This window comes from Mesorhizobium sp. RCAM 05099, from assembly GCF_059683685.1.
Map to the genome: position 1 here is coordinate 4,579,889 of NZ_CM185035.1, position 21,071 is coordinate 4,600,959.

At 63.7% G+C, this 21,071-nt stretch carries 21 protein-coding genes; 9 read left to right on the forward strand and 12 right to left on the reverse strand.

Translation table 11 applies throughout. The features are described 5' to 3' along the window. Window positions 1-160: 160 nt before the first annotated feature. From AC56QQ_RS22790 to AC56QQ_RS22800, 3 genes are read right to left on the reverse strand one after another with little or no spacing between them, the layout of a single operon-like run. On the reverse strand, window positions 161-1,327 hold the full coding sequence (locus AC56QQ_RS22790; protein ID WP_497123461.1) for a M20 aminoacylase family protein: 1,167 nt from the start codon (window positions 1,325-1,327) through the stop codon (window positions 161-163). A gap of 18 nt (window positions 1,328-1,345) precedes the next feature. Next, window positions 1,346-2,572 (reverse strand): Zn-dependent hydrolase, encoded by a 1,227-nt coding sequence (locus AC56QQ_RS22795; protein WP_497123462.1) that lies wholly within the window; start codon window positions 2,570-2,572, stop codon window positions 1,346-1,348. Beyond that, window positions 2,569-3,777, reverse strand: coding sequence for a diaminopropionate ammonia-lyase (locus AC56QQ_RS22800; protein WP_497123463.1), 1,209 nt, complete (start codon window positions 3,775-3,777; stop codon window positions 2,569-2,571). The genes AC56QQ_RS22795 and AC56QQ_RS22800 overlap by 4 nt, the downstream gene beginning before the upstream one ends. A gap of 104 nt (window positions 3,778-3,881) precedes the next feature. Between AC56QQ_RS22800 and AC56QQ_RS22805 the strand changes: the two genes are divergently transcribed. Beyond that, a complete protein-coding gene (locus AC56QQ_RS22805) occupies window positions 3,882-4,361 on the forward strand; it encodes an Lrp/AsnC family transcriptional regulator (protein ID WP_091577249.1) in 480 nt (159 codons plus the stop codon). Between the two features lie 71 nt (window positions 4,362-4,432). Continuing rightward, window positions 4,433-5,575 (forward strand): flavin-containing monooxygenase, encoded by a 1,143-nt coding sequence (locus AC56QQ_RS22810; protein ID WP_497123464.1) that lies wholly within the window; start codon window positions 4,433-4,435, stop codon window positions 5,573-5,575. A gap of 24 nt (window positions 5,576-5,599) precedes the next feature. Here the strand turns inward: AC56QQ_RS22810 and AC56QQ_RS22815 are convergent, their stop codons facing one another. Both AC56QQ_RS22815 and AC56QQ_RS22820 read right to left on the reverse strand, forming a co-directional pair. Next, window positions 5,600-7,708, reverse strand: a complete 2,109-nt coding sequence (locus AC56QQ_RS22815; RefSeq protein ID WP_497123465.1) for a molybdopterin-containing oxidoreductase family protein — start codon at window positions 7,706-7,708, stop codon at window positions 5,600-5,602. A 185-nt stretch (window positions 7,709-7,893) separates the two neighbouring features. Continuing rightward, window positions 7,894-8,796, reverse strand: a complete 903-nt coding sequence (locus AC56QQ_RS22820) for a LysR family transcriptional regulator (protein WP_489860674.1) — start codon at window positions 8,794-8,796, stop codon at window positions 7,894-7,896. Window positions 8,797-8,974: 178 nt separating this feature from the next. Here AC56QQ_RS22820 and AC56QQ_RS22825 point away from each other — a divergent pair, with 178 nt between their 5' ends. From AC56QQ_RS22825 to AC56QQ_RS22835, 3 genes are read left to right on the forward strand one after another with little or no spacing between them, the layout of a single operon-like run. Then, entirely contained in the window at window positions 8,975-10,255 is a 1,281-nt protein-coding gene (locus AC56QQ_RS22825; protein WP_489860673.1) for a serine hydrolase domain-containing protein, read from the forward strand. A gap of 37 nt (window positions 10,256-10,292) precedes the next feature. Continuing rightward, the gene (locus AC56QQ_RS22830) at window positions 10,293-11,168 is read left to right on the forward strand and encodes an NmrA family NAD(P)-binding protein (protein WP_489860672.1); all 876 of its coding nucleotides are present in this window, start codon (window positions 10,293-10,295) and stop codon (window positions 11,166-11,168) included. A gap of 24 nt (window positions 11,169-11,192) precedes the next feature. Next, entirely contained in the window at window positions 11,193-12,020 is an 828-nt protein-coding gene (locus tag AC56QQ_RS22835) for an aldo/keto reductase (protein ID WP_489860671.1), read from the forward strand. A 63-nt stretch (window positions 12,021-12,083) separates the two neighbouring features. Here AC56QQ_RS22835 and AC56QQ_RS22840 read toward each other — a convergent pair whose 3' ends face one another. The 5 genes from AC56QQ_RS22840 to AC56QQ_RS22860 form a co-directional block, all read right to left on the reverse strand. Further along, window positions 12,084-13,961, reverse strand: coding sequence for an ABC-F family ATP-binding cassette domain-containing protein (locus AC56QQ_RS22840; RefSeq protein ID WP_497123466.1), 1,878 nt, complete (start codon window positions 13,959-13,961; stop codon window positions 12,084-12,086). 141 nt (window positions 13,962-14,102) lie between these two features. After that, window positions 14,103-14,546, reverse strand: a complete 444-nt coding sequence (locus AC56QQ_RS22845) for a Ros/MucR family transcriptional regulator (protein ID WP_256749677.1) — start codon at window positions 14,544-14,546, stop codon at window positions 14,103-14,105. Between the two features lie 161 nt (window positions 14,547-14,707). Further along, on the reverse strand, window positions 14,708-14,911 hold the full coding sequence (locus AC56QQ_RS22850; RefSeq protein ID WP_497123467.1) for a hypothetical protein: 204 nt from the start codon (window positions 14,909-14,911) through the stop codon (window positions 14,708-14,710). After that, window positions 14,904-15,854 (reverse strand): DMT family transporter, encoded by a 951-nt coding sequence (locus tag AC56QQ_RS22855; RefSeq protein ID WP_497129097.1) that lies wholly within the window; start codon window positions 15,852-15,854, stop codon window positions 14,904-14,906. The genes AC56QQ_RS22850 and AC56QQ_RS22855 overlap by 8 nt, the downstream gene beginning before the upstream one ends. Window positions 15,855-15,899: 45 nt before the next feature. Beyond that, entirely contained in the window at window positions 15,900-16,733 is an 834-nt protein-coding gene (locus tag AC56QQ_RS22860) for a hypothetical protein (protein WP_497123468.1), read from the reverse strand. Between the two features lie 111 nt (window positions 16,734-16,844). Here AC56QQ_RS22860 and AC56QQ_RS22865 point away from each other — a divergent pair, with 111 nt between their 5' ends. Then, window positions 16,845-17,786, forward strand: coding sequence for a LysR substrate-binding domain-containing protein (locus AC56QQ_RS22865; protein ID WP_497123469.1), 942 nt, complete (start codon window positions 16,845-16,847; stop codon window positions 17,784-17,786). A 28-nt stretch (window positions 17,787-17,814) separates the two neighbouring features. On the opposite strand, the gene AC56QQ_RS22870 is transcribed toward AC56QQ_RS22865, so the two are convergent. Beyond that, a complete protein-coding gene (locus tag AC56QQ_RS22870; RefSeq protein WP_497123470.1) occupies window positions 17,815-18,327 on the reverse strand; it encodes a DinB family protein in 513 nt (170 codons plus the stop codon). Between the two features lie 60 nt (window positions 18,328-18,387). On the opposite strand from AC56QQ_RS22870, the gene AC56QQ_RS22875 reads away from it, so the two are divergent. After that, window positions 18,388-19,080, forward strand: a complete 693-nt coding sequence (locus tag AC56QQ_RS22875; RefSeq protein WP_497123471.1) for a glutathione S-transferase family protein — start codon at window positions 18,388-18,390, stop codon at window positions 19,078-19,080. Window positions 19,081-19,163: 83 nt separating this feature from the next. On the opposite strand, the gene AC56QQ_RS22880 is transcribed toward AC56QQ_RS22875, so the two are convergent. Further along, window positions 19,164-19,424 carry a DUF2934 domain-containing protein gene (locus AC56QQ_RS22880; protein WP_497123472.1) on the reverse strand — a complete coding sequence of 87 codons (261 nt, stop codon included), beginning with the start codon at window positions 19,422-19,424 and terminating at the stop codon, window positions 19,164-19,166. 368 nt (window positions 19,425-19,792) lie between these two features. On the opposite strand from AC56QQ_RS22880, the gene ndk reads away from it, so the two are divergent. Together ndk and AC56QQ_RS22890 are read left to right on the forward strand one after the other, a co-directional pair. Further along, on the forward strand, window positions 19,793-20,215 hold the full coding sequence (ndk, locus tag AC56QQ_RS22885; RefSeq protein WP_489860664.1) for a nucleoside-diphosphate kinase: 423 nt from the start codon (window positions 19,793-19,795) through the stop codon (window positions 20,213-20,215). A gap of 236 nt (window positions 20,216-20,451) precedes the next feature. Beyond that, on the forward strand, window positions 20,452-21,057 hold the full coding sequence (locus tag AC56QQ_RS22890) for a class I SAM-dependent methyltransferase (protein WP_497123473.1): 606 nt from the start codon (window positions 20,452-20,454) through the stop codon (window positions 21,055-21,057). The last annotated feature ends 14 nt before the right edge of the window (window positions 21,058-21,071 follow it).

Here is a 21,071-nt window from a genome sequence, read left to right on the forward strand (position 1 = left end):
GCCGCTTGGGAGGTGAAGGCGCCGGCCGAGCGGATATCAGGTCCGCCGCACAGCGGAGGATAGCTGAGTCTTGCCCCCACGTCATGGCGGTTGTGATTGCCCACCCCTTTCTGAGTCAGGTTGGGCCAACGGCGAGCGCGGCGTAGCGATCAAACCGCCATCATCTGCTGGATTCGAGACGTTGCCTGACCACCGCGACATGGAAGTTCGTGCCGAACAACAGCCCGTCATCGTTGAAGTCGTAGCTGGAATTGTGCAGCGGCGCGGAGGCTTCACCATTGCCAAGGAAGACGAAGCAGCCAGGCACATGGTCGAGGAACCGAGCGAAATCCTCCGAGCCGGTCATCGGCTCGCGGGCGACGGCGATCTTGCCGGGCTCGAAGACGCTTTTTGCTGCGGCAAAGGCCTGCTCCACCAGTTGGGCATCGTTGCGCAGCGGCACGAATTCGCGGCTGTACTTGACCTCGGCGGCGACATTGTATGCGGCGGCGATGCCCTCGGCGATGATGCGCATCTGCCGCTCGATCTCGGCGCTCACCTCGGGACGGAAGCTGCGTGCGTCGCCCAGAATGCGGGCAAGACCGGGCAGTGCGTTGCGGGTGCCGTCGGTGATCAGCTCGGTCACCGAAACCACGGATATGTCGGCCGGGCTCAGCCGGCGCGAGACGATGGTTTGCAGATTGGTGACCAGTGCGCATGCGGCAACCAGCGTTTCATGCCCCGCATGCGGCCGCGCCGCATGGCCTCCGAGCCCCTTCAGCACGATCTCGAAATTATCCTCGGCCGACATGATAGGGCCGGTGCGGGTCTCGAAATGCCCGACGGGCAGGCCGGGCATGTTGTGCAGGCCAAAGATCTCGTCGAAGGGAAAGCGCTGCATCAGGCCATCGTCGAGCATGGCCAGCGCGCCCCTGCCCCATTCCTCGGCCGGCTGGAAGATGAAGCGCACCGTGCCATCGAAACCGCCTTCGCTGGCCAAGAATTTTGCCGCACCGAGCAACATGGTGGTGTGGCCGTCATGGCCGCAGGCATGCATGATGCCGGGGTTCTGCGAGCGATAGGCGGCCGCCGACTGCTCGGTAATGCGCAGCGCGTCCATGTCGGCCCTGAGCGCAATCGCCCGATTGCCGCTGCCTCGCTTCAACGTGCCAACGACACCGGTGCCGCCGACCCCCTCGGCGACATCGTCGAGGCCGAATTCGCGCAGCTTGGCCGCGACGAAGGCTGCGGTGCGCCTTTCCTCGAAGCCGAATTCGGGATGCTCGTGCAGGTCACGCCGCCAGAGAACCATCTCTTGCTTCAGCGCATCACGATCGAACTCAGACATTCTTCTTCCCCTCCTGACCTAGCTTGCAAGTTGGGTGACGACATCAAGCAGAATGTTGGCGCCGGCGACAAGCTCGGCATCTTCGGTATGCTCGCGCGGATTGTGGCTGATGCCGCCGGCGCTCGGCACGAAGATCATCGCTGCCGGCGCGATCCGCGCCATCATCTGCGCATCGTGGCCGGCACCGGACGTCATGCGCTTGGCGCCAAGACCGCGGTTTTTCGCGGCGGCCTCGATCCGTTCGACGATACGGATGTCGAACAGCACCGGCTCGAAGCGGGCCAGCCGCTCCACCGAAACCGTCACATTCTCGGCGGCAGCAAGCTGCTCGAGATAACTGGCCAGCGCCGCCTCCTCCGCCCGCAGGCGCTGTTCGTCGGGATCGCGCAGATCGACAGTGAAGACGGCGCGCGAGGGAATGACGTTGATGGCATTCGGTTCGAAACGGATCGAGCCCACGGTGGCCACGGTCGGGGCGTTCGAACCCTTGGCCCGGTCACGCAGGAAGGTGATGACCCGGGCCGCGGCATGGCCGGCATCGCAGCGCATCGACATCGGCGTGGTGCCGGCATGATTGGCGACGCCGTCGATGGTGACACGCTGCCAGGAAATGCCTTGCAGATTTTCCACGGCGCCGATCGGCACGCCCTCACGCTCCAGCACCGGCCCCTGCTCGATATGCAATTCGAGATAGGCGTGCGGCTTGAGAAAGCCAGGCGCTTCGTCACCGGCATAGCCGATGCGGGCAAGCTCCTGCCCGAGCACGCTGCCATCGGTGCCGACAGCCGCAAGCACGGTATCGACGCCGATGCCGCCGGCATGGACCAGCGAGCCCATCATGTCGGGGGTATAGCGCACGCCCTCTTCGTTGGTGAACGCGGCGACCGCGATCGGGCGCGACGGCAAAAAGCCGGATGCCTTCAGCGTCTCGACCACCTCCACCCCGGCAAGCACGCCGTAGCAACCGTCATAGATGCCGGCGTCTATGACGGTATCGATGTGCGAGCCGATGAGCAGCGGCGCCTGCCCGGCATTGTCCGCGCCTTGCCAGAGGCCGAAGATGTTGCCGACGCGGTCGATGGCGACATCGAGCCCGGCCTGCCGCAGCCAGCCGACGAACAGGTCGCGGCCCTGCTTGTCTGCGTCGGAAGCGGCCAGCCTGGTTAGTCTGTTTTGATCATCACGGCCGACGGCGCCGAGTTCACGGATACGGCCAAGCAGGCGCGGCGCGTCGACCGCGATCACGACAGCGCTCCGGCAAGCAGTTTGCCGGCCAGCACATCGGCCGGGCTGATGCCAACCAGCTCGGCATAGCGATGCGGATCGGTAGCGCCTTCGGTGTTGATCACCAGCACCCGGGATCGGCCGTCGAGTCCAAATGCGACCTTGTTGTCGGCCACCGCCCGGATCAGCCCGGCAAGACCGACGCCGCCGCTTTCACCGGCGACGATCACCGGATCACCGGCGCTCGGCTGGGCCAGCCGCCGCATCGCCGCGATGGCGTCGTCCTCATCCACGGTCATGAAGGCGTCGGCGGCACGCGCCAGCACGCGCCGGGCAACCGGCGAGGCCTCGTAACATTCGAGCATAGCCATCACTGTCTGCTGGTCGTGCGCGACCTTGACCGGATGCCCTGCCATTGCGGCTGCGACGATGCATGCGGCACGCGCGGGCTCGACCACGATGAAGGTCGGCCTGGCATCGCCGAGCACGATGGCCAGATGGCCGGCCACCGCGGCGGCTATGCCACCAACGCCGGCCTGCACGAATACGTGGGTGGGCGGTCCGGCGAGCTGGCGCAACGCTTCGCGCACGATCGTCGTATAGCCCTGCATCACCAAGCCGGGAATGCGTTCATAACCCGGCCACGAGGTGTCGGAGACTACGGTCCAGCCTTTCTCGGCCGCGACGCGCGCGGCTTGCCTGACCGAATCATCATAGTTGCCGTCGACGCGGACCATCTCGGCGCCGTAGCGGGCGATCGCTGCTATGCGTTCATCGCTGACGCCAGCGTGGACGAAGATCGCCGCCCTGGCACCGACGAGTTGCGCGCCTTGCGCGACCGACCGGCCATGATTGCCGTCCGTGGCGCAGGCCACCGTCATCGTCGCGGCGACGGCCCGAACATCGGGACGATCGAGATCGGCCACGTCGACTGGCCGGCCAAGCGACCGGCTGGCCTCTTCCAATACCAGCCGGAAGACAGCATAGGCGCCGCCCAGTGCCTTGAAGCTGCCGAGGCCGAGGCGAAAGCCCTCATCCTTGACATGCAATGCACCGAGGCCGAGTTCAGCGGCCAGCGCCGGCAGCGCGTGCAGCGGCGTTATCAAGTGATTGTCCCGATGGGCCAGAAAACGCTCGACCGTGTCGGCACCGGCAATGCCCAGGGTTTCGGCATCGACCGGATCGAGCGGCTGGCGGTGCAATGCATTGTGATTGAGCAGGAACACTGGTTGCCTCCTTGGCGTCTGGCGAGAACATATTGCAGGACCGGCGCAAAGAGCGCTGTAATACGGCCCTCGAAATGCAAGTTTGTTTCGTCAGGATATGTCCCTTGCCAGCATCGCCGCCCTCGCTCGACAGCTTCGATCTCGCCATCCTTGCCATCCTGCAACGGGACAACACGACGCCGCAGCGGCTGATTGGCGAAGCGGTGAACCTGTCGGCGCCGGCTGTGCAGCGCCGCATCAAGCGCATGGAACAGACCGGCGTCATTGCCGGAAATGTCGCCGTGGTCGAGCCGGCGGCGGTCGGCCAGCCCATCACCATCTTCGTCGAGGTGGAGCTGGAGAGCGAGCGCACCGAATTGATCGACGCCGCCAAGCGGCAATTCTCGGAAACGCCTGAAGTGCAGCAATGCTACTACGTCACCGGCGAAGCCGACTTCATCCTCGTCCTCACCGTGGCCGACATGGGCGCCTATGAGGCGCTGACGCGAAAACTGTTCTTCGACAGCAACAATGTCCGGAAATTCCGCACCTTCGTGGCCATGGACCGCGTCAAGGTCGGGCTGACGGTGCCGTTGCCGGATTGAGCCTTGCCGGCAGGGCAGGTCCTGCCATGCTTTTGACATTCTCCGGACGCGAATTGAGGTGGGAGGCGCGCTTGGACTACACCACACCCGTTGCGATCATCGGTGCCGGGCCGGCGGGCCTGGCCGTTGCCGCATGCCTGCGACAGGCCGGGATCGACTTCATCCTTTTTGAAAAGGAGCGGCAGGCCGCGCCCGCCCGGCGGCGCCACTACGAGCGTGTCCACCTGCACACGACCAAGCGCTATTCGTCCCTGCCCTTTGTGCCCTTCCCGAAGCACTATCCACGTTATGTGCCGCGCGATCTCTTTGCCGACTATCTCGATGCCTATGCGCAACGCTTCGACCTCAAGCCCCGCTTCGGAGAAACAGTCAAAGCCGTCACCCGGGACGGTCACGGCTGGCGTGTGGACGCGACATCCGGGCCGTTGCGGTCCAGGCATGTGGTGATCGCATCAGGCTACAATGCCGAGCCCTTGCGGCCCGGATTTGCCGGCATAGACACCTTCACCGGTAAGACACTGCACAGCGCCGACTATCGCAATGCCAGGCCTTTTGCCGGTCAGTCGGTGTTGGTCGTCGGCATGGGCAACACCGGCGCGGAGATTGCGCTCGATCTGGCGGAAAACGGCGCAAAGCCGACGCTTTCCGTGCGCGGCGGCGTTCATATCGTGCCGCGCGAACTGTTAGGCGTTCCCATCCAGATGGTCGGCATGGCGGCGCGCCTGGGGCCGCAACGCTTCAATGACGTCCTCTTCCCCATCATCCTCGACCTGGTGCTGGGCAGGCTGGAAAAATATGGGCTTAAACGGCCGAGACAGGGACTGCTGGAACAGATTGCGATTGCGTCGCGCATTCCGGTGATCGACGTGGGCACCATCGGCAAGATCCGCGAGGGCGCGATCAAGATTGCCCCCCATATCGCCGAGATCTCGGAACGCGGCGCCCGTTTTGCCAACGGCAAACACAGCGAATTCGACGCGATCATCTTCGCGACCGGTTTCCGGCCGGGCTATGCCAGATTTCTCGAGCCAGGCATCCAGCCGGACCGTAGTGGCGTTACCGCGCAAGCTTCGGATCTCGGCCTCTACCTTGTTGGTTTCCACAATGCAGTGACCGGATTGCTGCGCGAAATCGGGATCGAAGCCCAGGCGATCGCCGACGACATCCGCTACCGCCAGAACAGAAAGAAGGCGGCCGAAATCCTGCCGGTATAGTCGACCCGCAGGGCTTCGCCCAGCTCAACTTGCCTTGCGCAGCCAGACCTTGTTGTCGTGGAAGGCAGCACCGCCATAGGGCGCCGGTGCGTCGGCCCCGGTCAGCACGTTGATGCCCTCGCCGCGTTCATGGGCGCTGTTCGGCCAGATACCTTCGGCGATCACGACGCCACGCTTGATGCCATCGAACAGCTTTGCGTGCAGCACCACCTCTCCGCGCCCGTTGCCGACCTCGACACGGTCGCCATCTGTCAACCCTTGCGCCGCAGCATCGTCGGGATGGATAAGCAATTCTGGACGGCCCTCCTTAGCCTTCGAAACCGGTGTCTCCGAAAAGGTCGAATTGAGGAAGTTGCGTGCCGGCGAGGTCGTCAGCCGGAACGGATGCGCCTCGTCCGCCACTTCGATCAGGTCGACATGATCGGGAAATTCCGGCAGTCGCGCCACCGGCCCGAACAGGCCCATGCTCTTAGGCGGCCGGTTGGGTGCGGCCTGCCCGGTCCAGTCGGCGCGGAAGCGGAACTTGCCATCGGCATGGCCAAAGCCCTTGATGAAGTGCGCGGTCTCGAAATCGGGCTGCAGGTCGACCCACTTGTCTTCCTTCAAGCTGTTAAAGCTGCCCAGCCCGCGCTTGCCCAAAATGATGTCGATATGCTGCTGTTCGGTCAGGCCGAAGCCCGGGCGGTCCGCGACGCCAAGGCGCCCGGCCAATTCCTCGATGACGAAATGGTTGGTGCGAGGCCCCTCCGGCGGGTCGATCAGCTTGGGGCCGAGCGTGATGTGCTGGTTGCCACCACCCTTGTAGACGTCGTCATGCTCAAGGAACATCGTTGCCGGCAGCACGACATCGGCGAGTTTTGCCGTGTCGGTCATGAACTGCTCGTGCACGCAGGTGAACAGGTCGTCGCGCAGGAAACCCTGCTTCACCAGCCGCTGTTCCGGCGCGACGTTGGCCGGATTGGTGTTCTGGATCAGCATGGCCGTTACCGGGGGGCCGCCATAGAGCGCGTCAGGGGCGCCGGTCAGCACCGGGCCGATGCGCGAATGGTCGAGATAGCGGATCGAGGGATCGCGCATCTTCGTGCCTTCCAGTACATCCTGGTTGAGCTTGAAGATGCCGGAATTCGAGTGGAAGGCGCCGCCGCCCTCATATTGCCAGCAGCCGGTGACCGCGGCGATGGAGGCCGCCGCGTGCATGTTGACCGAGCCATTGCGCTGGCGCGCAAAACCATAGCCGAGGCGGAAATAGGTTTTCTTGGTCGTGCCGACGAGGCGGGCGAAGGCCTCGATCTCGGCGACGGTGAGCCCTGTGATATCGGCCGCCCACTCCGGGGTGCGCGTCCGCAGATGCTCTTCGAGGCCCTTCGGGTCGTCGGTGTATTTTTCCAGATAGGCGCGGTCGGCTAGGCCTTCCCTGAACAGCACATGCATGACCGCGCAGGCCAGCGCGCCGTCCGTGCCGGGCCTGAGCACCAGGCCGAGATCGGCCTGCTTCATCGTCGCGTTTTCGTAAACGTCGATGACGACGATCCTGGCGCCGCGTTCCTTGCGTGCCCTGATGGCGTGGGTCATCACATTGACCTGCGTGACCACGGCATTGGTGCCCCAGATCACCACGCAGTCGGATTTCGCCATCTCGCGCGGGTCCGGTCCACGCAAGGCGCCCGCCCCCATCATCCAGCCGGTCCAGGCCAGATTGGTGCAGATCGAGCCGAAGAAGCCGGAATATTTCTTGGCATGGCGCAGCCGGTCTATGCCGTCGCGCTGCACCAACCCCATCGTGCCGGCATAGTAATAGGGCCAGACCGTCTCCGAGCCATATTTTTCCTCGGCCGCGATAAATCTTTCGGCGACGAGGTCAAGCGCGGCTTCCCAGCTCGCTTCTTTCCAGACGCCGTCGCCCTTGGCGCCCGCCCGCACCAGCGGCTTCAGCAACCGGTCCGGATGATGGACGCGGTCGGCATAGCGGGCGACCTTGGCGCAGATGACACCGGCCGTGTAGCTGTTGGCCTTGGCGCCATGGACGCGGCCGATGCGGTTCCCATCGAGCAGCTCGACCTCGAGCGCGCAGGTCGACGGGCAATCATGCGGGCAGGCCGAATGGCCGATCCTGAACTTGGCGTGCTGGTTCATGGCACGTGTCTAACGGCTTTCGGGCGTGACTTGTAGGGCCAGATTTGCCCATAGACTGCCTTTCGGGGATGCCTATTCTACCCGATGGGTGGCGGCGCATTGCAAGCACCGCATCCCGCACGGCGTATGTGGCGCTGCCTGCTTCGATCCATAGTTCCATCGACATCGATGGCCTCCGGTATCGATTACAACCCAACGGCAATCTCCTGGATAAAATCCAGGAATGCCCTGACCTTGGCCGGTGGCAGATGGCGTGATGGGTGGTAGGCGTAGAGTGGGTAAAGCTCTTCCGACCACTCCGGCAGGATCGGCACGAGGTCTCCCCGTGCCAGAAACGGCGCCAGGCCGATGGCGAGGCTTTGGAAAATGCCTTGGCCAGCGACGCAGGCCGTTACCGCGACGGAAGGATCATCCAGCACCAGACGGCTTGGGATCTTGACCTCGACGATCTCCCCGCCTCGGTGAAACTCCCATGGAAAAGGAAGGCCGGTCTGGGGATCGCGGAAGAGAAGCGCCTCGTGGTGGACGAGGTCGTGCGGCGATCGCGGCTCGCCGTGCCGTTCGAGATAGGCCGGCGCCGCAACCGTCAGAATCTGGGCTTCCAGGAGCTTGCGCACGATAAGGGACGATGCGTCGGGCGGCCCGAAGCGTATCGCCACGTCCACGCCACTCATCATCTCCTCGCGATAGTTGCTGGTCAATAAATCCAGCACGAGCAACGGATAACGGGCGAGGAACCGCTGCAGCCCGCCTGCGAGCACCGTGCGTGCGAACCACGGGTCCACCGATACGCGCAGCCGGCCGCGCACCGCCACCGCCGCGCCCGCGGCCTCGGCCGCAGCCTCATCCAAGCCTGCGAGCAGCGGCATCACCTGCGCATGGAAGCGCCGGCCTTCCTCGGTCAGACGGATCTCGCGTGGATTGCGATCAAAGAGCCGCACGCCGACCCGGGCCTCCAGACGCGCGACGGCCCGACTCACCCCCGATGGCGTCAGGCCGAGCACCTCCGCGGCACGGGCGAAGTTCCCGGCCTCCGTGACCGCTGCCAGGACCCCGACGCCGGTGAGAAGCCGCGTGTCGAAAACCATTCGATCTCCCTTGCACTGCACCCCGATGACAAAGAGTGGTGATTTTTTATCATCATAACACTGATCTTAATGCGCGTGAATCACTGGATGGCGAGACGTACAAGCATGGCGTCACCGCAGTGCCGGCCGAGAGAGGCTGAGCAGGTCGGATTTCCTTCGATCCGGAAAGGAGTTAGCCATGAATCACCTCACACGCAGAACGATGCTTCAGCGCAGCGGAATGCTGGGGGCCATCCTGGCTCTCGACGCGGTCAGCCCCGCTCTGGCCAAGACAATACCAGCCGGTTCGTCGACGCGATTCAAAGCGATCGACGCCGCCCTGCGCGAAGGCGTTTCGAAGAACGACGTGGCCGGCGTGATCGCCGTCGCGGCGACGCCGAAAGGCATGGTCTATGAGGGTGCCTTCGGCAAGGCGAACACTGCAACGGGGGCGCCGATGACGCTCGATACGGTGTTCTGGCTGCTGTCGATGACCAAGGCTTTCACGGCTACGGCCTGCATGCAGCTGATCGAGCAGGGTCGCCTGAATCTGGACGACGACGCGGCGAAATACCTGCCTGAGCTGGCCTCGCCGCAGGTCCTCGTCGGCTTTGCCGAGGATGGAACGCCGCGACTGCGGCCGGCCAAGCGCGCGATCAAGGTGCGCCATCTGCTGACGCATACGTCCGGCTACACCTACTCGATCTGGAGCGAGGCCCTGACCCGCTACGAGAAGGTGACGGGCATGCCCGACATCGCGACCTGCAAGAACGCCGCCTTCACCGCCCCGCTCGAATTCGAACCCGGCGAACGGTGGGAATACGGCATCAGCATGGACTGGATCGGCAAGCTGGTCGAAGCGGTGTCCGATCAGTCGCTCGAAATCTACTTCCGCGAGAACATCTTCGCGCCGCTCGGCATGAAGGATTCAGGATTCCTGATCGGCACTAAGCAGAAACAGCGCGTCGCCACCTTCCACAACCGCCAGGCCGATGGCGGGCTGGAGCCGGCGCCCTTCGAGATGCCGCAACGGCCGGAGTTCTTCATGGGCGGCGGCGGTGCCTTCTCGACGCCGCGGGACTATGTGGCCTTCCTGCAGGCGCTGCTGAACGGCGGCGCGCTGCATGGCGTGCGAATCCTGCGTCCGGAGACGGTTGCCATGATGATGCAGAATCAGATCGGCGAGTTGAGCGTCCAGGAGATGCGCTCGGCGCAGCCGTCCTATTCCCGCAGCTTCGACCAGTTCCCGCAACAGCCGCATAAATGGGGCCTGTCCTTCGACATCAACACGCAGCCGGGACCGAATGGGCGCTCCGCCGGCAGCATCTCCTGGGCAGGTCTGCTCAACTGCTACTTCTGGCTCGACCCGGTGAAGCACGTCACCGGCGCGCTCTTCACCCAGGTCCTGCCCTTCTACGACGAGCGGGTCGTCGCGCTCTACGGCGCGTTCGAGCGCGGTCTCTATGCCGGGCTCGCCTGAACCCTGGCGATCAACACCAACGTTTTGGAGAACCACCATGTATGCAATCACCGGAGTAACCGGCAAGGTCGGCGGCGCGCTCGCGCGCAGCCTTCTCGCCGAGGGATTGCCTGTCCGCGCTGTCCTGCGCGACGCGGCCAAGGCGGCGGAGTGGAGACGTCGCGGCTGTGACGTCGCCCTGGCCGAGATGGACGATGCGGCAAGCCTGGCCTCGGCCTTCAGGGAGGCCGCGGGCGTCTTCATCCTGCCGCCCTCCGAGTTCGATCCGGAACCCGGCTTTCCCGAGGCTGTGCGCGTCATCGCGGCCGTGACCGCTGCCTTGGCCGAGGCGCGTCCCGGCAAGGTGGTCTGCCTGTCGACCATCGGCGCTGACGCGCCGTACGAGAACCTGCTGACCCAGCGCACGTTGATGGAACAGGCGCTGGACGGGATCGGGCTTCCGGTCACCTTCCTGAGGCCCGGTTGGTTCTTGGAGAATGCGCTCTGGGACATTCCCTTGGCGCGCGACGAAGGCGTGCTGCGCAGCTTCCTGCAACCGGCCGACCGGCCGTTGCCGATGGTCGCGACGCAAGATGTCGGGCGCATGGCCGCCGTGCTGCTCCAGGAAAATTGGATCGGGACGCGGGTCATCGAACTGGAGGGGCCTGTCCGCGTCTCGCCCAACGATCTCGCCCGCGCCTTCGCCACGGTGCTGGAGCGCCCGGTCAAGGTCGAGACGGTGCCGCGCGAGAGCTGGGAGCAGATCTTCCGTTCCCAGGGTACGCAAAATCCGTTGCCGCGGATCCGGATGCTTGACGGCTTCAACGAGGGCTGGATCGAGTTCAGCGACCAAGGCCGGTCGGCGATTAAAGGGACAATGACGCTCGATAGCGTTATCGCCAACCTCGTCGCGGCGAGCCGGGCAGCCACCTGACACGATCACGATTGGGAGACCATGATGGAATCAATCATCACGCAGGGCGTTGCGATCCCGCGCCTTGGCTTCGGCACGTTCCGCATGCCGGGCGACGACGCCCAGCCGGTCGTAGAGAGCGCCATTGCGCTCGGCTACCGGCATATCGACAGCGCGGCGATGTACGAGAACGAGGCCGCCGTCGGCGCCGCCATAGCAGCGTCCGGCGTAAACCGGAACGAGCTCTTCGTTACGACGAAGGTATGGCACGACCAGCTTGCGCCGGATGCGTTGCGCCGGGCCTTTGACGCCAGCTTGGGCAAGCTTCGGCTCGACCATGTCGATCTTTACATGATCCACTGGCCATCCAAAGACTTGGACATCAAGGCGACGCTGGAGGCCTTGATGTCGCTGCGGGAGCAAGGCTTCACGCGTGCGATCGGCGTGTGCAACTTCAACCTGCCGATGATGCGTCGCGCCGTGGAGGAGATTGGCGCGCCGATCGCGAGCGTCCAGCTCGAATACCATCCATTCCTGTCGCAGGACCGCATGCTGTCCTACCTGCGGGGCAACGGCATCCCCTTGACAGCCTACGCGCCGCTGGCCCAGGGCCGGGCCGCGAGTGACGCAACGCTCGCTGGCCTCGGGCGCAAGCATGGCTACAGCGCCGCGCAGATGGCCATCGCCTGGCTTTTGGACCAGGAGGGCGTCATCGTGATCCCGAAAGCTGCCCGCCCCGAAAGCCAGAAGTCCAACCTCGATGCGCTCGGCATCCGGCTTGACGATGAGGATCGCGCGACGATCGCTGCTCTGCCGAAGGACCAGCGCTTCGTCCGGCCACCCTTCGCACCTGATTGGGATGCCGCCGCATGAAATTGCGGCATGGGCTGGCGCTGTGATCGGTCCCAGTCTCGGTTTCCGGCAGGGTCGGCCGCCCTACTCCGCCGTGCCTTCCTCATATTCGGCCGACATGGTCAGCCATTTTTCCTCGTGGCCGGCCAGTGTCTGGGCGAGCTGCGAGCGCTCCTTGGCTAGGCGCGTCGCGGTCGAGGGATCCTTTTCATAGATCGCCGGGTTGGCCAATTCGTCCTCGATGCCGTCGATGCGCTTGCGGATGCGGTCCATCAGCGCTTCGGTGGCGCGGATCTCCTTGGCAAGCGGCTCGAAGGCGGCACGGCGCTGGGCTGCATCGCGGCGGCGGTCGGCTTTTGATGCCTTGTCGGCCTCGCGCTTGCCGCGGCGGTCGCCGGACACGCCGGTGACCAGCGTCTTGTAGTCTTCCAGGTCGCCATCATAGGGATTGACCGCGCCGTCCTTGACCAGCCACAGGCGGTCGGCCGTCGCCTCGAGCAGATGGCGGTCGTGCGAGATCAGGATGACAGCCCCGGGGAACTCGTTCAGCGCATGAATCAGCGATTCGCGGCTGTCGATGTCGAGATGGTTGGTCGGCTCGTCGAGGATGAACAGGTTCGGACCCTCGAAGGCCGACAGGCCCATCAGCAGCCGCGCCTTCTCGCCGCCCGACAGATCCTTTGCGGCGGTGTTCATCTTCTCGGTGGTGAGACCAAACTGGGCAACGCGGCCGCGCACCTTCGATTCCGGTGCCTCCGGCATTAGCCGGCGGACATGCTCGTAGGCGTTTTCGTCAGGCCGGAGATCGTCGAGCTGGTGCTGGGCGAAGATCGCCACTTTCAGCCCCGGCGCCACTGTCATGGTGCCGCTCTCCGGCTTCAGCCGGCCGGACAGCAATTTGGCGAAGGTCGACTTGCCGTTGCCGTTGGCGCCCAGCAGCGCAATGCGGTCATCGGCGTCGATGCGGAGCGACATCTTCTTGAGGATCGGCTGCCCCTCGGTATAGCCGACACTGACATTGTTCAGCGCGATGATCGGCGAGGCCACCGTCTTGACCGGCACGGGGAAGGAGAACGGCCGAACCGTGTCGTTGACGATGGCCGCGATCGGCTTCATCCTCTCCAGCGCCTTGATGCGCGACTGCGCCTGCCTGGCCTTTGAGGCCTTGGCACGGAAGCGCTCGACGAAGGATTCCATGTGCTTGCGAGCGGCTTCCTGCTTGACGCGGCCCTTCTCCTGCAGCTCTTTCTGCTCGGTGTACTGGCGCTCGAACTGATCGTAGCCGCCACGCCAAAAGGTCAGCTTCTTCTGGTCGAGATGAACGATCGAGTTGACGGCGCGGTTGAGCAGGTCGCGATCGTGCGAAATCAGCAGCACCGTGTGGGGATACTTCGACACATAGTTTTCCAGCCACAGCGTGCCTTCGAGATCGAGATAGTTGGTCGGCTCGTCGAGCAGCAGAAGGTCGGGCTCGGAAAACAGCACGGCGGCGAGCGCCACGCGCATGCGCCAGCCGCCGGAAAAGGACGAGGCCGGACGCCGCTGTGCCGCGTCGTCGAAGCCGAGGCCGGCCAGGATGGTTGCCGCGCGTGACTCGGCGGAATGCGCATCGATATCGGCCAGCCGCATATGGATGTCGGCGATGCGGTGCGGATCGGTGGCGGTTTTTTCCTCTTCGAGCAGCGCGGTGCGTTCGAGGTCGGCCTTGAGCACGATCTCGATCAGCGGATCCTCGGTGCCCGGCGCTTCCTGCGCCACCTGCCCGATGCGCGTACTCTTGGGCAGGCTGATCGACCCGGTCTCGGACGGGAAATCGCCGGTAATGGCCTTGAACAGCGTCGTCTTGCCGGTGCCATTGCGGCCGACAAGGCCGGCCTTGGTGCCGGCCGGCAAGGTCAGCGAGGCATGGTCGAGAAGCAGGCGTCCGGCCATGCGGAGCGAAAGGTCTGAGATAACAAGCATGGCGGCGCTTTTGCACCGGACATCAACGCTTCGCAAGGCCTTGCGGGCCAGTTGGCCGCACAAGGCCTGAAAACGAGGCCTGCAACGGCGCCGTCAGGGTAGCCGTTCAGTGACTTGCTACGGCCAAAGCCGCGCTCAGGCTCAGGCAGTAGTCTTGCGCTTTGCCTTGGTCGCGGCGGGCGGCGCGGCCGGCTTGCGGCCAAGTCCCGTCGATTTTGCCAGCGCCGACCGTGTTGCCGAGTAGCTTGGAGCAACCATCGGATAGTCCGGCGGCAGCCCCCATTTGGCCCGATAATCGTCCGGGCTCAGGCCATAGTCGGTCCTGAGGTGCCGCTTGAGCGACTTGAACTTCTTTCCATCCTCAAGGCAGACGATGTAGTCGGGAAACACCGACTTCTTCGGGTTCACGGCCGGAACCAGGCTTGGGCTTTCCGTGACGGCCGCACCGGCCAGCTTCCGAACCGAGGCGCTGACGCTGGCAATCAATTCAGGCAAGCCGGAAGCCGGAAGCGGATTGTTGCCTACATAGGCCGAGACAATATCGGCCGTCAGCTCGATAACGGTCTTATCATCGATATTTGACAAATCTTTCACCCTATCTGCGACAAAGTCATCCACCCCTGCGAAGACTTATGCCGACATATGTCTCTAACCGCGTCCCCCAACGGACCGCCAAGTCTCAACAAGGAATCAAGACTCGCAGAAGATGTTTTCATCGAAAATCGACGTCGCGCAAATTAGAAAATCTAATACTTCGCGGAAGCAGACTTGGCAGTTGGGTTGTCGGTCAATATCTCAAGAATACGCTTCCAGCGGGCGCAACGTCCGAAATCCTTTTGCTCTATCGCCTTTTCGGCCTTCATCGCGGCGTAAAGCGGCGCCTCGGCACCGAACTCCTTGATCAGCCAATGCGCTTCCTGCCTGGCGAGACGTTCATTTTCGTCAAACATGGTTTTCGGCCTCCGAACGTTCCATGCCGACCGCGACACAACTGCCGATGACGAGGACGGCTCCGACAATGGCGGTCATCGTCATCCGCTCGCCGGACAGGGTCAGCAGCAGCGTCGAAGCGATCGGCGTGAGATAGGCGACGACCGCGACCTTGCCGCTGCCTTCGAGCTTCAGGGCGCGCGACCAGAAATAGTAGCCCAACCCCATCGGACCGGCGCCCAGATAGAGCCCGAGAGCCAGGTCCGTGCCGGAGGGCCAGGCGACGCCGTCGCGAGCGCTCCACAGAAACGTCAAGGCGACACCGAACAGCGACGATGGCAGCAGCAAGCGATCCGGCGAAGCGGCAACCCGTCCCACCATGACCGAATAGAAAGCCATGCACAGCGCAGACCCGAATGCCGCGAGATAGCCGACCAGATCGCCCTGGAGCCAGGACTGGTCGCGCCCTCCCGAAATCACCAGTGCAACGCCGACGAACCCCAGGATCGCGGCAAGGCCCAACAATACCGGTCGCCGCGGATTTTCGAGCGCGATCACGGCCGCCGCGACCATCAACGGCCAGGTGTATGCCACCAGATTGGCCTCGATCACCGGCATCGAAGCGAAGGCCAGGTATTGCAGCACCATCGTGCCGACGAGGCCGATGATGCCGACGCCGATCGGCGCCAATCCCATCCAGGCGGCGGCGGGTGCGCCCGGTGCGGCGTTTCTTTGCGGCGCGTCTTCCCGGTTCATCAACCAGATGACAGCGAAGACAAGTGCCGCTCCCGAAAACTGCAGGAATTGCACCTGCGATACCGGGTGACTTGCCAGCAGGGATTTGCCGACCAACGCATTGGTCGACCACAAAGCCACCGCGCCGGCGGCGAAGGCCAGCGCGGATATCGAGCCTGATCCATGCCGAAAGAATCGGCTTGGGGCTCTATCTTCCCGTTTGACCATGATCTCGTCCGAAAACCGGCTCCCACTTTTCGGGATCATGGGCCGTTACCATGATTCCCTGGCTCCGCCCGGAACCGGCGCCTCGGGCGCCACCGGAACGGGACGTTCCGCCTCGAACTGGCGATAGGCTGGCAACTGGTTGGTCCACACATCCTCGGCCAGCTCGTTGACCCATTCGCGGTCGAGATCGTTGTCGGCGGCAAGATAGAACATCCGGTTGTCGTCGACATAGGGCTTGGCCACGGAGCGCTGGTTCAGCACCAGCGTGACGCGCTCGCCGAACCGGATCGGCGCCGTGCGATGCAGGACACCAAGGAACTGCCCGAGCGTGGCATAGTTCATCTTGTGGTCGATGCGCATGACACGGTTGCGGGGGATCTCGCGGCCGGATTCGAGGATGGCACGGCCGGTTTCCGAGTCGTCGCAGTAGATTTCGAGATGGCCGCCGACCAACGGATTGCTGATCGACAGCGGAATGAGCTCGGTGACGGGAACGCCGTCACAATGCCATTCGACCGCGCCGTCCTTCGGGTTCATGAAGGTGACGGTCGAACCGACGATCGACAGCGGATAGGGCTCCAACTTGGTGCCCATCATGTCGGACAGCCGCTCCAGGCGCAGCTTGTCGTGCAGCAATTCCTTGATTTCAGGGATGAAACGGTCGGCGCCGGTGATGAAGGTCAGATCGAGGTGCTTGTGCACCGCATGGCTGGCCTTGAGCTTCAAAGCGGCCTCCTCGATAGCGGCAAGCAGTGCCGGGTCATAGCCGTGAAGATACTGCGCGACGCCGAAGCTCGACACTTTCCAGGCGGTTTCGTGGCCGATGATGGCTTCGCGGCTCATCGCATAGCGCAGTTCGGGAATGGTATGGGCGTTCATTGTACTTCTCCAGGTGGGGGGCAAACACTTGGTAAACAGTTGATTAAATTAGCAGCCCCTGTAAAATTAGGAATGCTGGTGCTAGTGTAAGCCCAGCTTAAGGTCGAACCCGTGCGTCTGCTCAGTCAGGTCAACCTCAATTCGCTAAAGATCGTGGAGAGTGCTGCGAGGCACAGGAATTTCACGCGTGCCGGCGAAGAACAGTTCATCACCGCTTCGGCGGTCAGCCAGCGCGTCAAAAGCCTGGAGGACCAGCTTCGATTCAAGATCTTCCAGCGCGGCGGCAATGCGGTGTCGCTGACGCCGGAGGGCGAGACCTATGTCTCGCGCGTGCGCGAAGCTCTGGAGCGGATCGTCGCCGCCAGCATGGAAGCGACTGGGCAGTCGCAGGAACATGTGTTGAAGATATCGGTGCTGCCGACTTTTGCCGCGCGCTGGCTGTTTCCGCGCCTGCCGCTCTTCCAGCGGCAATACCCCGACATCGAGATGCGCGTTTCCACCTCCTATGCGACGCACGAATTCGCGACATCCGAATTCGATATCGAGATCCGTTATGGCGACGGACATTTTCCCGATCTGAAGGCCGACCTTCTGTTCAGGGAGGACCTGACGCCGGTCTGCAGCCGGAAGCTCTTCCACGAGATCCTGGGCGACAAGCCGCTATCGAAAGTGACCCCGGAAGACCTGCGCCACTTCACGCTGCTGCATTCCGATACCTGCACCCACAACTGGCAATCATGGCTCGGCTTCGCTGGCGCCGGCTCCGTGCTCAAGGAGGCCAGAAGCATCTATTTCGATTCGTGCATGATGTCCTACGAGGCTGCCAATGCCGGGATGGGATTTGCCGTGGCCAACCGGGCCTATATGGCCAGCGATATTCGCGCCGAAAGACTGGTCGCTCCGTTCGCGGTCCACCATCCGAATGCCGCAGGGTGGTATTTCGTCTGCCCCGACAAGACGCCTTCCGCCCGCAAGACATCACTGTTCAAGCAGTGGATCATGGCGGAGGCCGCTTTGACGCAGAGCCAGCTGGACAGCGAGATCAGCGGCTGATCGTCCGCTGCTGAGATCCTCTGGCAGATCAGGCGAAGGCCCTGCCCTCCTCGGTGCGCTGGAAGAGCATCAAGTCCAACCCCAGGCTTGGCCGGCCGAGGATGGTCAGAATGGCATGCGCCTGGCCGCGGTGGTGGGTCTGGTGGTTGAAGACATGGTCCAGCGCCGGCGCCAGCCTTTGCGAGACGGTGCGCATATCCGAGACCGTCATGTAGGTGAAGCGGCCCGTCAACGCCTTGTCGCTCAGGCCGCCAACCCAATCGATGATCCTCTTGTCCTCGGCTTCACGCGCCATCCTCAGCCCGGGCAAGGCCCGGTACAGGATGGCGTCCAGCGTCGTTGGCGCGTCGCCCTCGCCGGTGAAGCGCTTCATCCAGATGCGATCGGCTGTCAGCAGGTGATTGAGCGTGCCCATCATCGAGCCGAAAAAAGCCCCGACGTCGCGGTTGAATTCCTCTTCGTCGAGCCCGGCGGCGGCATCATAGATGCGGCTATTGGCCCATTGATTATAGGCCGCAAACATCATGAAATGCTGTCTCATGGCTTCCCCTCGGCTCGCGTCGATAGGGGGCCTACCTACCCCGCAGGAACGCTGACGCCAATGACCATTCTGCTCTATGATCTCGTCGGACGCGACACCACGCGCCCCTTCAGCCCGCATTGCTGGAAGGCGACGATGGCGCTGGCCCACAAAGGGCTCGAAGTCAGCACCGTGCCAACGCGCTTCCTCGAAGTGCCTGGTGTCGAGGGCGGCGTCTCGAAACTCGTTCCGGTGATCCGCGACGGCGAGAAGGTCGTCGCCGATTCCTTCGCCATCGCACTCTATCTCGACGAAACCTATCCGGATCGGCCGACACTGTTTGGCGGCGAAGGCGGCAAGGCGATGGCGCGCTTCGTCGAGCGCTGGTCGCAACTGACCATTCATCCCTTTGTCACGACCGCCGCGATCATGGACCTCCATGCCATGCAGGACACGGAAAACGCCGCCTATTTCCGTCAGAACCGGGAGCAGCGGCTCGGCAAGCGACTGGAAGATGTGATGGCCGCCCGGGATGCCGGGCTCGCCAACTTCAGAGCCTCGCTGGAGCCCTTGCGGTCGATGCTCGGCTATCAGCCCTTCATCGGTGGCGCGTCGCCGCTGTTTGCCGATTACATCGTCTTCGGCGCACTGCAATGGGCACGCATAGCCTCGCCTTACCAGTTGGTCGACGCCGGCGACGTGGTGGCGCAGTGGTTCGCCCGCTGCCTCGATCTGCATGGCGGGCTGGGGCGGAAGGTTGCCGCAGCGGCGTGACGCCGTAACGCCTGCTCCTACCGCAAGGCAGCACGAGAGCCGTCAGTCTCCTGCGAGAAAGGTCAGCAGCGAGATGGCCGGCCTTACTTGGCAGCCACCTTTTTTGGCTTGCTGGCCTTCGTGGCAGCCTTCGTCTCCTTGGGGGCGGCTTTTGCCTTGCCGGCACCAACCGCCTTCCTGGCGGGCTTCTTGGCTGCCGACGTCCCCGCGGCATCTTCCTGGTCGACATCGGCTATCGCCTGATGCCAATGGCGCTCATGCTGGCCAGCCGGTTGTCCCTCTTGCAGCCAGATCTGATGCGCGCGACTGCGAATGCGCTCCTGGCGATCGTTTGTCATGGTCATCCTGTCTCCGTTCGGGTCGGCCTCAGCATGGGCGCCCACGACCGACTATAACAAGCAAACCACTGCTTAACAGCCATCGGATCACACCTGCCGGTCTGCCTCATCGGCGCCGGCCTGGCACAGAAACGCGCACCTTACCGGCCCTTCGCTATCGCTCCCTGCCCTTCGGGCGTTCAAACCCTTTGAAAGGTCCACCGGGCCTTTCAATCCCCTCGAAGGCGGACCGGGCTTTCACCGTTCGTCACTCGGAAAGCCAGGCAATTGGCTTTCCGTCCGCTTCGCGGACCGTTCCTCGCCCCTTGGCAATGGGCCGGGCGGCTTGTATAGAGCCCGCCACTCTCAATTCCATTCTCAGACAAGGACGACCCATGGCGCTCGAACGCACCTTTTCCATGATCAAGCCGGACGCAACCCGGCGCAACCTCACCGGCGCCATCACCAAGATGCTCGAAGACGCCGGCCTGCGCGTCATCGCCTCGCGTCGGGTGTGGATGAGCCGTCGCGAGGCGGAAGGCTTCTATGCCGTCCACAAGGACCGTCCGTTCTTCGGCGAGCTGGTTGAGTTCATGTCCTCGGCCCCGACCGTCGTGCAGGTGCTGGAAGGCGAGAACGCCATCGCCCGCAACCGCGAAGTGATGGGCGCCACCAACCCGGCCAATGCTGCCGAAGGCACCATCCGCAAGGTGCATGCGCTGTCGATCGGCGAGAACTCGGTGCACGGCTCCGATGCGCCGGAGACCGCGGCGGAAGAGATCAAGTACTGGTTCTCGGCCACCGAGATCGTCGGCTGAGCCGATATCATCAAGTCTGATCTGGAAAGGCCGGCGTTTGACCGGCCTTTTTCATTGGCTGACCGGTCAGGTCTTGCGCCCGAACCGCGGCATGTCGGCAGGCAGCCGGTCCATATGCCTTGAGCAGCATCGGCGCCAGCAGTGCCGGCCTCGCAAAGGAGCATTACGATTTGAGCCGTTCTGCACTAGGGTCGAGACATGTCGCGGATGTATGCCGACAATGGAGCGACTCCAGCATGACCAGTGCCATTCCGGGCTTCTTCCAGGGCACGGAGATGCCGAACAGCGGCTGGTGGGAGACACTGTGGCCCGACCCCGCCGCCGTGCTCTCGGCAACGGGGATCAAGCCTGGAATGGAAGTGATCGATCTCTGCTGCGGCGACGGCTGGTTCACGCTGCCGATGGCCAGCATGGCGCGTCATGTCCTAGCCATCGATATCGATGCCGATCTGCTCGAAGTCGCACGGCACCGGCTGACCGAAAGCGGGGTGACGAATTGCGACTTTGTGGCGGGCGACGCCTACGAGCTTTCAAGGCTGGCGCCCCGACCCGCCGACTTCATCTTCATGGCCAACGCCTTTCACGGCGTTCCCGACCGGCCGCGTTTGGCGCGCGCGGTGCGGTCGACGCTCAGCCCTGGTGGTCGTCTCGCCATCCTCAACTGGCACCAGCGTCCACGCGAAACAACGATCGTCCTGGGCGAGCCTCGTGGACCGAGGACCGAATTGAGGCTGTCACCTGAACAGACCATAGCGGCCGCCGAGGCGGGGGGCCTCAGGTTTGCCGAACTGGTCGAGGTGCCACCCTATCACTACGCGGCCGTTTTCGAACAGGCTGAGTGAGAGCGTCCGTTTCG